8 protein-coding genes and 1 pseudogene are annotated in these 11,597 nt (G+C 63.9%); 3 read left to right on the forward strand and 6 right to left on the reverse strand.

Annotated features, from left to right (window positions below):
* Positions 1-37: 37 nt before the first annotated feature.
* Positions 38-2,482, reverse strand: a pseudogene (gene pepN / locus EOA36_RS14005) (aminopeptidase N); the annotation flags it as partial.
* Positions 2,483-2,752: 270 nt separating this feature from the next.
* Between pepN and EOA36_RS14010 the strand changes: the two are divergent.
* Complete coding sequence (locus EOA36_RS14010; protein ID WP_127278145.1) at positions 2,753-3,718, forward strand: DMT family transporter; 966 nt, start codon at positions 2,753-2,755, stop codon at positions 3,716-3,718.
* On the opposite strand, the gene EOA36_RS14015 is transcribed toward EOA36_RS14010, so the two are convergent.
* The 3 genes from EOA36_RS14015 to EOA36_RS14025 form a co-directional block, all read right to left on the reverse strand.
* A complete protein-coding gene (locus tag EOA36_RS14015) occupies positions 3,719-4,531 on the reverse strand; it encodes a helix-turn-helix transcriptional regulator (RefSeq protein ID WP_127278146.1) in 813 nt (270 codons plus the stop codon). It abuts the gene before it with no gap.
* 54 nt (positions 4,532-4,585) lie between these two features.
* Positions 4,586-5,455, reverse strand: a complete 870-nt coding sequence (locus EOA36_RS14020) for a uracil-DNA glycosylase (RefSeq protein WP_127278147.1) — start codon at positions 5,453-5,455, stop codon at positions 4,586-4,588.
* Between the two features lie 61 nt (positions 5,456-5,516).
* Positions 5,517-6,161: a hypothetical protein gene (locus EOA36_RS14025; RefSeq protein WP_127278148.1), complete on the reverse strand. Its 645-nt coding sequence runs from the start codon at positions 6,159-6,161 to the stop codon at positions 5,517-5,519.
* Positions 6,162-6,381: 220 nt separating this feature from the next.
* On the opposite strand from EOA36_RS14025, the gene EOA36_RS14030 reads away from it, so the two are divergent.
* Together EOA36_RS14030 and EOA36_RS14035 are read left to right on the forward strand one after the other, a co-directional pair.
* Complete coding sequence (locus EOA36_RS14030) at positions 6,382-8,061, forward strand: electron transfer flavoprotein-ubiquinone oxidoreductase (protein ID WP_127278149.1); 1,680 nt, start codon at positions 6,382-6,384, stop codon at positions 8,059-8,061.
* 141 nt (positions 8,062-8,202) lie between these two features.
* On the forward strand, positions 8,203-8,799 hold the full coding sequence (locus EOA36_RS14035; RefSeq protein WP_127278150.1) for a DUF922 domain-containing protein: 597 nt from the start codon (positions 8,203-8,205) through the stop codon (positions 8,797-8,799).
* A 53-nt stretch (positions 8,800-8,852) separates the two neighbouring features.
* Here EOA36_RS14035 and EOA36_RS14040 read toward each other — a convergent pair whose 3' ends face one another.
* Both EOA36_RS14040 and EOA36_RS14045 read right to left on the reverse strand, forming a co-directional pair.
* A complete protein-coding gene (locus EOA36_RS14040) occupies positions 8,853-9,863 on the reverse strand; it encodes an endonuclease/exonuclease/phosphatase family protein (protein WP_189553212.1) in 1,011 nt (336 codons plus the stop codon).
* 135 nt (positions 9,864-9,998) lie between these two features.
* Positions 9,999-11,459: an AMP nucleosidase gene (locus EOA36_RS14045; protein ID WP_245464351.1), complete on the reverse strand. Its 1,461-nt coding sequence runs from the start codon at positions 11,457-11,459 to the stop codon at positions 9,999-10,001.
* Positions 11,460-11,597 lie beyond the last annotated feature (138 nt).

The raw sequence follows: 11,597 nt of genomic DNA on the forward strand, positions 1-11,597 counted from the left end.
TTTCGACCTCGAGCACCGTCTGCGTGAAGACACGCTAGCCTTCCCCGTCGGCGCGGTGAAAGCCGGTCTGGTTGGCGCTGGAGAATGTGCCGATCAGCGAGCGCACCCGGTTCGGATTGCCCATCGAGAAGCCCGGATGAGCGGTCAGGGAGCGGACCGTGTCGACAGCCTGCGGCGCCGGCACGCCGGCCTGGATCTGGAACCATTTGTCCATGACCAGCGGGTCGGACGCATATGTCTTTTCGAAAGCCGCCAGCGCTATTTTCGCCTCCGGCGATCCGTGGTGACGATGCGCGAGCACTGCCAATGCGGCCGCGCGGTCGGTCATGTTGGTCGCGGACTGGAAATGCCCGGCCGCCAATGCCGATCCACCGGGCAGCAGCGAGAGATAATCCAGCAGAATGTTGCGCAAGGCGCGTCGTCCCGCGCTCGCCGCGTCGGGGCTGAAAGCGGTCTTGTCGGCAAGGCTGTCATAGAGGCCGGAAAATATCTCGCCGTTAGCCGTGGCGATCGCCAGCGCTAGCGCCTGGCGAGCTGAATGGATGGCGTCCGGATCGATGTTCTTGCCGATGTCACGCGCGATGTCGGCGTCGCCGGGCAGCGCCAGGGCAAGGGCCCGATAGGCTGGCTCCAGCGTCTCGTCGCTGGCGATGTTGCCGGCAAGCTCGGTCAGCTGTGAGGCGAAGTCCGGCTGTTTGCCGCCGAGGGTCTGGCGGAAGGCCGCGATCAGTGCATCGGTGAGCAGGGTGTTGAAGGCCTGCCAGCGCGAGAAGGCGTCGTTGTCATGGCGAGCGAGGAAGAACTGGTCAGCCGCCTTCTGCTCGACCGACAGCGTCACTGGTGCCGAAAAGCCGCGGTTGAGTGACACCGCCGGTCGTTCGGCAACGCCGGAAAAGCGCACCGTGTGACGGCGCTTGCGGACATGGATGACACCGTCCTCGACGCTAGCGCCCTCGACGCCGCTATAACAGACAGGTTTGCCGCCGGCGCCGATCAGCCCAAAGGCGAGTGGTATATGCATCAGCCGCTTGCGGCTTTCCGACGGTGTCGGCGGCACCGACTGCTCGATCTCGAGCGTGAATTCCCGCGCGGCAGGATTGTGCGTCGAACTCACGGTCAGGTTGGGCGTGCCCGCCTGGTGATACCAGAGCGCGAATTGTGAAAGATCGCGGCCGGACGCCTCCTCGAACACCTTGATGAAGTCCTCGATGGTCGCGGCTTCACCGTCGTGGCGTTCGAAATAGAGGTCCATTCCCGCGCGAAAGGCCTCGGCCCCGAGAATGGTGCGGATCATGCGCACCACTTCGGACCCCTTTTCGTAGACCGTCGCCGTATAGAAATTGTTGATCTCGCGGTAGCGGCGCGGCCGCACCGGATGCGCCAGCGGTCCCTGGTCCTCGGGAAACTGGTGGGCGCGCAGCGTGCGCACTTCGGCGATGCGCTTGACCGCGCGCGAGCGCTGGTCGGCGGAGAACTCATGATCGCGGAAGACCGTCAGCCCTTCCTTCAGGCAAAGCTGGAACCAGTCGCGGCAAGTGATTCTGTTGCCTGTCCAATTGTGGAAGTACTCATGCGCGATGATCGCCTCGATATTGGCGAAATCGGCGTCCGTCGCCGTCTCCTGGTCGGCCAGGACGTATTTGTCGTTGAAGATGTTGAGGCCCTTGTTCTCCATCGCGCCCATGTTGAAGTCCGACACGGCGACGATGTTGAAGACGTCGAGGTCGTACTCGCGGCCAAACGCCTCCTCGTCCCATTGCATCGACCGCTTCAGCGCGTCCATCGCGTAGCCGGCGAGCGCCTCCTTGCCGGGCTCGACATAAATGCCGAGCTCGACCTTGCGGCCGGACAAGGTCACGAAACTGTCGGCGACCTGGCCGAGATTGCCGGCCACCAGCGCGAACAGGTAGGACGGCTTGGGGAAGGGGTCGTGCCAGCTGGCATAGTGCCGGCCATCGGCGAGATCGCCGCTCTCGACCGGATTGCCGTTGGACAGGAGCAGCGGCGCCTCGTCGCGCCGCGCCTCGATCCGCACCGTGTAGACGGACAGGATATCGGGGCGGTCGAGGAAGTAGGTGATGCGGCGAAAACCCTCCGCCTCGCACTGCGTGCAGTAAACGTTGTTCGAACGGTAAAGGCCCATAAGAGCCTCATTGCCGGCAGGCGCCAGTTCGGTTTCGATCAGCAGCTGGAAACGACGTGCGGCCGGCGGCTTGAGCAGCGTCAGCTGGTCGGGGCTCGCCAGCAGATCCGCCGCTTTCACCGTCTTGCCGTCGATCTCGACGCGCTTCAGCGTCAATCCATCGCCGTCGAGCACCAGCGGAGCCGATTCCGATATGCCCTCGCGGCGCTCGACGGTCAGTATCGCGGTGACGACCGTGGCCTGCGGCGAAAGACGGAAGTCAAGGTTGGTTTCCGGAATGAGGTAGTCGCTGGGGCGATAGTCCTCGAGTTTGAAGACCTGGCCGGTGTCAGTGCGCATTCCCTGGCTTTTCCTGTCTTTTCCGGGACCGGACATGGTTTGACTGGTCCAAAAAATTCAAAGTCCGCGCTCTTTACACGAAACATACCCTCGACAAAACTGCGCCAGAGCCTAATTCAGGCCTTCCTTTCGTCGTCGCGAGGCAGTCATGACCGCCGTCACACCGAAATTCGGGATGGGCGCTTTCGTTCGGTGCGCCGACAATGTCCCGTTCTGCCATTTCGAGACCCGCAACGCGCCCTCGACGGCGGGCAGAGACGCATTGCCAAAGTGACATCAGAAGCGAGGCCGCAACCAGAGACGACGGGTGGCCACGGCACGCTGAGAGGCATCGTGCTGAAGATCGTCTCGGTGACGGTCTTTGTCGGCATGCAAACCTGTATCAAGGCGGCAGGCGACGTGCCAGCGGGGCAGATCGTCTTCTTCCGTTCCTTCTTCGCCATCTTCCCGATCATCGCCTTCCTGGCATTGAAAGGACATCTGGCCACCGCTTTCGCCACGAAGCGTCCCTTCAACCACATCGCGCGTGGCGTCGTCGGCGTCGGTGCCATGGGGCTCGGCTTTTTCGCGCTTACCAGGCTGCCGTTGCCTGAGGCGATCACCCTGAACTATGCACAACCGCTGCTGGTCGTGGTGTTCTCCTCGGTCTTCCTTGGCGAGACGATCCGCGTCTATCGCTGGAGCGCCGTCGCCATCGGCCTCATTGGCGTGCTCATCATTTCCTGGCCGGAGCTGACGTTGCTCAATTCGGATGAAGGGCTCGACGACCAGGAGGTCCTGGGCGTCATGGCCGCGCTGATGGCCGCGGCAATCTCGGCTGTCGCCATGCTGCTCGTGCGCAATCTCGTGCAGACGGAGAAGACGGCCACCATCGTGCTGTGGTTCTCGTCGACGGCGAGCGTGCTCTCGCTGCTGACGCTGCCCTTCGGCTGGCAATCGCTGACGCCAACGCAAGCCGCGCTGCTCATCATGGCCGGCTGTTGTGGCGGCCTCGGCCAGATCTTGATGACCGCGGCCTATCGCCATGCCGAAGCCTCGGTCGTGGCGCCTTTCGAATACACCTCGATGATCCTTGGGATCGTGGTTGGCTATCTCGTTTTCGGTGACGTGACCTCGTCCGGCACGCTGGTCGGTGGTGCGATCGTGGTGGCCGCCGGCATCTTCATCATCTGGCGCGAACGGCAATTGGGTCTGGAACGCACCCGCACCCGCAAGGCGGCCCTACCGCAGGGGTGATCAGGACCGTTCCGACCGCTCCTTTGCCAGGCGTACCAGCGCCGCCCGTGTCTGCTCATCGGCCGGGAAAAAGGATTCGATCGCCAGTTCCGACAAGGTCACATCCAGCGGTGTGCCGAAGACCGTGATGGTGCTGATGAACGACAGCACCTGATCGCCATGGGCAAGCCTCAGCGGATGGACGATCGCATTCGGCTCGACCGGCGCCTGCCGACTGCCCTTGAGGCCTGAAGGATAGCCGCGCAGTTCGCGCTCCAGTTCGACCAGCACCGGATCGCCGGTGGCATCGTTCTGGTGCTTGAGACGCTCGATCAGGTGCGTGCGCCATTCCTGCAGGTTGACGATGCGTGGCGCGATGCCGCCGGGGTGCAGGCTGAGGCGAAGCACGTTGACCGGTGGTGTCAGCAGCGAAGCCTCGCCGACATCGGCAAGGAAAGGGGCGATCGCGGCATTCGCCGAAACCAGGTTCCAGTGCCGGTCCACCGCCAACGCCGGAAATGGCTCATGCCCCTTGAGTACGGTCTCGACCGCCGCCATCGCCGGCGCCAGCGTCGTATCGGTGAGCGGCCGTTCGCCGAAGCTGGGCGCAAAGCCCGCGGCCAGCAGCAACTGGTTGCGTTGCCGCAGCGGGATCGCCAGTTGCTCGGCCAGATGCAGCACCATGTCGCGCGAGGGTGCGGCGCGTCCGCTTTCGACGAAGGAGAGATGCCGCTGCGAAATTTCGGCCTCCACGGCGAGGTCGAGCTGGCTCATGCGGCGGCGCGTGCGCCATTCGCGGATGAGACTGCCGGCGGAGGTCTGCGAGCTTGTCATGGCCGCATGACTAGGCGGACGCTGAAGGCATTTCAATTACCTGCGAGGTCATCGCTAGCCGAGCGCCCGCAGCTTCGCCTTCACCTCGAGAAAGTCCCGCCACGCCAGCTTCTTGTGCGCGGGCGTCCGCAAGAGATAGGCCGGATGCAATGTCGGCATGGCCGGAATGGCAATGCCGGACGCCGTGGTGTGGACGCGCCAGTTGCCGCGCAGCCGCAGGATACCTTCCGAGGTGTTGAGCAAGGTCTTGGCCGATGGACCGCCGAGATTGATCAGCACCTTGGGATTGACCAGTTCGATCTGACGCTCGATGAACGGCCGGCAGATTTCCGTCTCGTGCGGCGTCGGCGTGCGGTTGCCGGGTGGCCGCCAGGGAATGACATTGGCGATGTAGGCCGAGTTGCGGTCAAGGCCGATCGCGGCCAGCATGCGGTCGAGCAGGCGGCCCGAGCGGCCGACGAAGGGCAGGCCTTCAATGTCCTCGTCACGGCCGGGGGCTTCACCGACCAGCATGACAGCGGCTTGCGGGTTGCCGTCGGCGAATACGAGGTTCTTGGCGGTCGCCTTGAGATTGCAGCCCTCGAAAGCGGCCATGTGCTGGCGCAGTTCGTCCAGGGACACTGCCGCGGTCGCCAGTTGGCGCGCCAGCGCCGCCTGCGCCTCGTCCGGCACGGCCGAGGTCGGCGGGCGCGGGGCCGGAGCATCCGGCACGGCGCGCCCATCGAGGCGCGGCGGAGCCACGGGCGGCTCCGGTGCGCTGCTTTCGCGTGGCGTCGTGGTCGGCATGCGCTCCGCCGGCTTCGGCGCGGCCTCCGAGAACCGGTTTACCGGCGCATCCTCCAGAGCCTCGTCCACACCCACGCTGGCATAGAAGGCGAGCAGATCGGCGAAATCGACCGGATTGTTGGGAGATGCGGCAGTCATGGCCGCACCATCGTCCGGGCGGCGTCAATTTGCAACCTCGGCGAAGGCGGTTCGCGACGGTCTAGCCGGTGGGTATGCGCGGATCCTGCACGAGATAGAAGGTCCATCGCGGCGTGTAGTCGGTCATCAGGAACTCGAAGCTGGCCGTCTTCAACGGGTCCACCTTGCCGTTTTTGAACAGCAGCCGGTCATAGGGTTCGAAGTCGCGGTCGAAATCGGCGAAATTGCTCGACCAGATATTGTCCGGCGTCTTGTTGCGCTGGTCGAACGAAAGCCCGTCCCCGAACACGCTTGGCTGATCCAGTATTTCCTGCAGCTCGAACTGGAACTCGATCCAGGCCTGGCCGCTGTTGTTGAGCACCTCAAGGCGCATATACATGATGCCGTTGGCAAACTCTCCAGCCTTGCCGAATGTCTGGATCGGCTTTGTAGTGCGGATGGTCAGCGTCACGGGTGTCGCCGAATTCAGCTCTTCGGTGATGACAAGCGGGTCGTCCTTGGTTCCGATGCCGGAGGCTCCGGTGATGCGGAAACCGCCAAGCTCGTCGGAGAATGAGTACGCGCCTGTAGCCCAGACCTTCACTTCATCTCCGACGGCATGGCCCGGCGCCAACGCCAGAAGGGCCAAAATAACCGCCCGGCAGGCCCGGCAGGGCGTTGATGGAAAGCGCGTCGAAGAGAAGCCGCCTGGCCCGGGAATGCGCATGGCGGGAAGTATGGCCGATAAGCAAGCCGTCGAACAATAGAAAACGCAAGCTTGAGGGGCCGCGCCGCGCGGAAACGGCTTGGCTGCCGCGGAATGCGCGACTTTTTGGCCAAATCCGCATTGTCACGTATGCGCCGGTTTCCTGTCGCCAATTGATGCGCTATGCAGCGCAGGAGCCAGCAAGATACGCCAACGGCGGCAAGCGAGTGCGGAGGGGTTGATGAGCGATATCGAACGCGAAAGCATGGAATTCGACGTGGTCATCGTCGGTGCCGGACCGGCCGGCCTTGCCGCGGCCATCCGCCTCAAGCAGGTCAATCCCGAGCTTTCCGTCGTCGTGCTGGAAAAAGGCGGCGAGGTCGGCGCCCATATCCTGTCGGGCGCCGTCGTCGATCCGATCGGCATCGACCGGCTTCTGCCCGGCTGGCGCGAGGAGGATGGTCATCCCTTCAAGACGCCGGTCACGGCGGACCATTTCCTGGTGCTCGGCCCCGCCGGTTCGTTCCGCCTGCCCAACATCCTGATGCCGCCGCTGATGAACAACCACGGCAACTACATCGTCTCGCTGGGTAACGTCTGCCGCTGGCTGGCTGGCAAGGCCGAGGCGCTTGGCGTCGAGATCTATCCAGGCTTTGCCGCTGCCGGCCTGCTCTACAATGAAGAAGGCGCCGTCACTGGCGTCGTTACCGGCGACATGGGCGTCGAGAAGGACGGCACGCACGGTCCGGGCTTCGCGCCGGGCATGGCGCTGATGGGCAAATATGTACTGATCGGCGAGGGCGCGCGCGGTTCGCTCGCCAAGCAGCTGATCGCCAAATATAACCTCTCCGATGGCCGCGAACCGGGCAAATACGGCATCGGCCTCAAGGAACTCTGGCAGGTCAAGCCGGAGAACCATCGGCCGGGTCTGGTTCAGCATTCCTTCGGCTGGCCGCTCGACATGAAGACCGGCGGCGGTTCGTTCCTGTATCATCTGGAGGACAACCAGGTGGCTGTCGGCTTCGTCCTCCACCTCAACTACAAGAACCCCTATCTGTCGCCCTTCGAGGAATTCCAGCGCTTCAAGACCCATCCGGCGATCGCAGGCACGTTCGAGGGCGCCAAGCGCCTGGGCTACGGCGCGCGCGCCATAACCGAGGGCGGCTGGCAGTCGGTGCCGAAATTGTCGTTCCCGGGCGGTGCGCTGATGGGATGCGCGGCCGGCTTCGTCAACGTGCCGCGCATCAAGGGCTCCCACAATGCGGTGCTGTCTGGGATGCTGGCGGCCGATCATGTCGCCAAGGCGATCGGCGCCGGCCGTGCCAATGACGAGCTTTCCGCCTACGAGGAAGCCTGGCGGGCGACCGACATCGGCAAGGACCTGAAGAAGGTGCGCAACGTCAAGCCGCTCTGGTCGCGTTTAGGCACCATCATCGGCGTCGGCCTCGGCGGCCTCGACATGTGGCTGAACACGCTGTTCGGCGTCTCGCCCTTCGGCACGCTGAAGCATGGCAAGGCCGACTATGCGACGCTCGAGCCTGCCGCCCAGCACAAGAAGATCGCCTATCCGAAGCCGGATGGCGTGCTCACCTTCGACCGTCTCTCCTCGGTGTTTCTGTCCAACACCAATCACGAGGAAAACGAGCCGGTCCATCTCATCGTCGGCGACATGGCGCTGCAGCAGCGGTCGGAGCACGATGTCTTCGCCGGGCCTTCCACGCGTTATTGCCCAGCGGGCGTCTATGAGTGGGTGGACACGGATGGCAATGCCGCCGCCGATCCGCAGGCCAAGGACGTGCGCTTCGTCATCAACGCGCAGAACTGCGTCCACTGCAAGACCTGCGACATCAAGGACCCGAACCAGAACATCAACTGGGTGCCGCCGCAAGGCGGTGAAGGACCGGTCTACCAGGGCATGTGACCCCTGCGCCGCCGGGCTGTCCAGGGCGCGGCGGCAGAAAAAACGCCGCGGAGCGCTGGCTGCGCGGGCATGCAGCACAGCAGAACCGTTGAAACGATCACCGGCTTGTGGTTCCCTTCTCCAGGGACAAGGAGAAGGCCGATGCGCCGGACAGTTCTGACATGCCTCATCGTCATCGGAACACTGTGTGCGCCGGAGGCCTGGGCTGGCACCAGGGCAATCGTCCAGACTCGGACCTACGACATCAAGGGAAGCTCGGGTACGGCCTTCATCGAGGCGATGGACAGCAAGGGTCCCAAGCATGGCTTCATGACGCATGCCATCGCCACAACTGCCTATACCGTCGACTGGGATCTCGGCGGGGGGCAGGACAACGGCTTCTGCCGGCTGCGGCGGGTCAACGGCACGCTCAATCTGTTCTACACCTTCCCTCGCGTTGGTTCGCCCATGACGCCGGCGCTGAAAAGGCGGTGGAACAGATTTTTCGCCGGTGTTCGCGCCCATGAGGAAACGCATGGGCGCATCGCCAGGAAGATGATGCGCGCTACGGAACGGTCGATAGCCGGCCTGCGGGTTGCCAACGACCCATCATGCGACAAGACGCGCCGCGAGGCTCGGCTTCGCATCAAGACCGTCTATGCGGAATATGAGGCCAGGCAAAACGCTTTCGACCGGCGCGAGCATAGCGATGGCGGCCATGTCGAACATCTGATCGCTGCCTTGATCGGGAAACCTTGAACGCGCAATCCATTCGCCATCTCGACGCTTCTGCGCTGCGCGGCGCGTGTAAGTCAGCCCTGCGGCTTGGCTGACAAGCCGCTCGCCGCGAGCGCCGTGGCGTGCCCATCCCCGGGCTGCTTCTGATCCGATCGAACCGTAAATTCGACCAGCACCGGCAGATGGTCGGAGCCGGTATCCTCCAGCCGCGTCGATGACAGGATCTTCAGCCCGCCCTTGCTGAACACCTGGTCGATCGGCAGGCCCGCATAGCGGCGCAGGAAGTCGGGCAGTGTCCGGTGGATCCAGGTCGGGCCGGCTGAAGGCATCAGTGTCAGCCCGCCGAGCGCCGCGACCCGCCGCACCGCCGCACTCCAGGGCACGGCGTTGCAGTCGCCGGCCAGGATCGCGGTCTTGCCGAGCGCGGCCAGTGGCTGCGCCAGTTCGCCGATCTGCCAGTATTGCTCCTTCGGCCAGGGCCAGCTCAAATGGATCGCGGCGACATCGACATCGCTCCCGCCAAAGTCGATGGTGGCGGTCGCCATCGCGCCGCGCGGCTCGCAACGCGGCGCGGTGTCGGCGGCAAACGGCCGGCGCGACAGCAGCGCCACGCCGAACATGCCGTTCGGGTAGGGGCAGAGGATACGGTACGGGTAGGCGCTGGCGATGTAGCCAAGCTCGGTCGTCCACATCGCCGACACTTCGTCGAGGGTGATCACATCAGGATTGGTGCGGCCGATCAGTGAGAGCACTTTCTTCGGCGTCGGGTTGTTGAAGCGCAGGTTCATCTGCAGCAGGCTGTAGACGATCTGGTCGGCGGGCTTGGCAACTGCTGGCTGCGGCCACAACCTGGGCAGTGCGTTTGCCGTCGTGGCCAGGCAGGCGATGGCGAAGAGCAGTGCCGCGGCCGCCTGCAGCCGGTAGGAACTCGCAAGCAGCGGCAGCGCCACAAGCGCCATCAGCACACTGAAGTGAATGCGGAAATGCGAGAAGGAATCGAAAGCGGGGTGCAGCGCGCCGAAAAACCCGGCCAACAAAGCGGCCGACAATACCGTTATCGCCAGGAATACCAGCCCAGCCGTCATGTTCAAGCGCGCGCCTGTTGCCATTGAGGTCGTGTCTGCCGAATGCCGCCTGCCGATCCGTTCGATTTTGCTTGTCCGCCAAATTACGGCCTGAGCAAGACGACCAATTGCCTCGCCGAGGCTTCGCGCGACCGCCTACTGGAACGCTGTCTCCGAAAAGCTCCTGAGCTTGCGCGAATGCAGCCGCTCCATCGGCATCTCGGCCAGCTTCTCCATCGCCCTGATGCCGATGGTCAGGTGCTGCGCCACCTGGCGTTTGTAGAACTCGGTCGCCATCCCAGGCAATTTCAACTCGCCATGCAGCGGCTTGTCGGAAACGCACAGCAGCGTGCCATAGGGCACCCGGAAGCGGAAACCATTGGCGGCGATCGTGGCCGATTCCATATCGAGCGCGATCGCGCGCGACTGTGACAGGCGCTGCACCGGTCCGCGCTGGTCGCGCAGTTCCCAGTTGCGGTTGTCGATGGTGGCGACGGTGCCCGTGCGCATGATGCGCTTCAGGTCATAGCCAGACAGGCCGGTGACCTCGGCGACTGCTTCCTGCAGCGCAACCTGGATCTCGGCCAATGGCGGGATCGGCACCCAGACCGGCAGATCGTCGTCCAGCACGTGATCCTCGCGCACATAGGCATGCGCCAGCACATAATCACCCAGTGCCTGAGTGTTGCGCAGCCCGGCGCAGTGACCAAGCATCACCCAGGCATGTGGCCGAAGCACCGCGATATGGTCGGTGATGGTCTTGGCGTTGGAAGGACCCACGCCGATATTGACCATGGTGATGCCGCCATGGTTGGGCTTCTTCAGATGGTAGGCCGGCATCTGCGGCAGGCGCTGTGGTGCTACGCCTTCGCTGGGCGCACTCTGCCCGGCCCGGGTGATGACGTTGCCGGGTTCGACAAATTCTGTGTAGCCGTGGCCCCCCTTTTCCATCAGGTCGCGGGCGCGGGCGACGAACTCGTCGATGTAGAACTGATAGTTGGTGAACAGCACGAAGTTCTGGAAATGCTGCGGGCTGGTTGCGGTGTAGTGCGTCATGCGGTGCAGTGAATAGTCGATGCGCTGCGCCGTGAACGGCGCCAGCGGCCGGGGCTCGCCGAAGGCGACCTCGAACGTGCCGTTGGCGATCTGATCGTCGGTGCCGTCCAGATCCGGCACGTCGAACAGGTCGCGGATCGGCCGCTTGATGCGCTCGGCAGCGGCGCCGTCGACATAGGTGCCTTCCAGGAAAGCGAAATGCAGGGGAATCGGCGTGGTCGATTCCGAGACGGTCACCGACACGCCGTGATTGCGCATGATCAGCCGAAGCTGCTCGATGAGGTAGGTCTCGAACAGGTCCGGCTGGGTCACCGTGGTGGCGAAATGGCCGGGCGTCGGCATGTGGCCATAGGCCTGGCGCGAGTCGACCTGGGTGAACGAACTCGTGGTGACGCCGATCTCGGGGTAGAAGGCCCGGCAGCGCTTGCTGCTGTCGCCGCCGGCGGCAAGGGCTGCGAAGGAATCGCGAAGGAACTTGGTGTTGCGGTTGTAAAGCACCTTCAGCGCGGTAACGGCCTTTTCGGCATTGTCGAAGCTTTGCCGGCCAAAAGGCTCGGGCATGACGACTGATTCGATGGCTTGGGGGTAGATTCGCTTTTCCATGACTCAATATAGAGACTTGGGGAGGCGGTTGGGAGGGGGCTCGCCGCCGAAGGCGCTCAAAGCGCCATTTTTCTTCAACCCCGCTGCAGGCTGACC

This window comes from Mesorhizobium sp. M8A.F.Ca.ET.021.01.1.1, from assembly GCF_003998025.1.
In the GTDB taxonomy this organism is placed as follows: Bacteria; Pseudomonadota; Alphaproteobacteria; order Rhizobiales; family Rhizobiaceae; genus Mesorhizobium.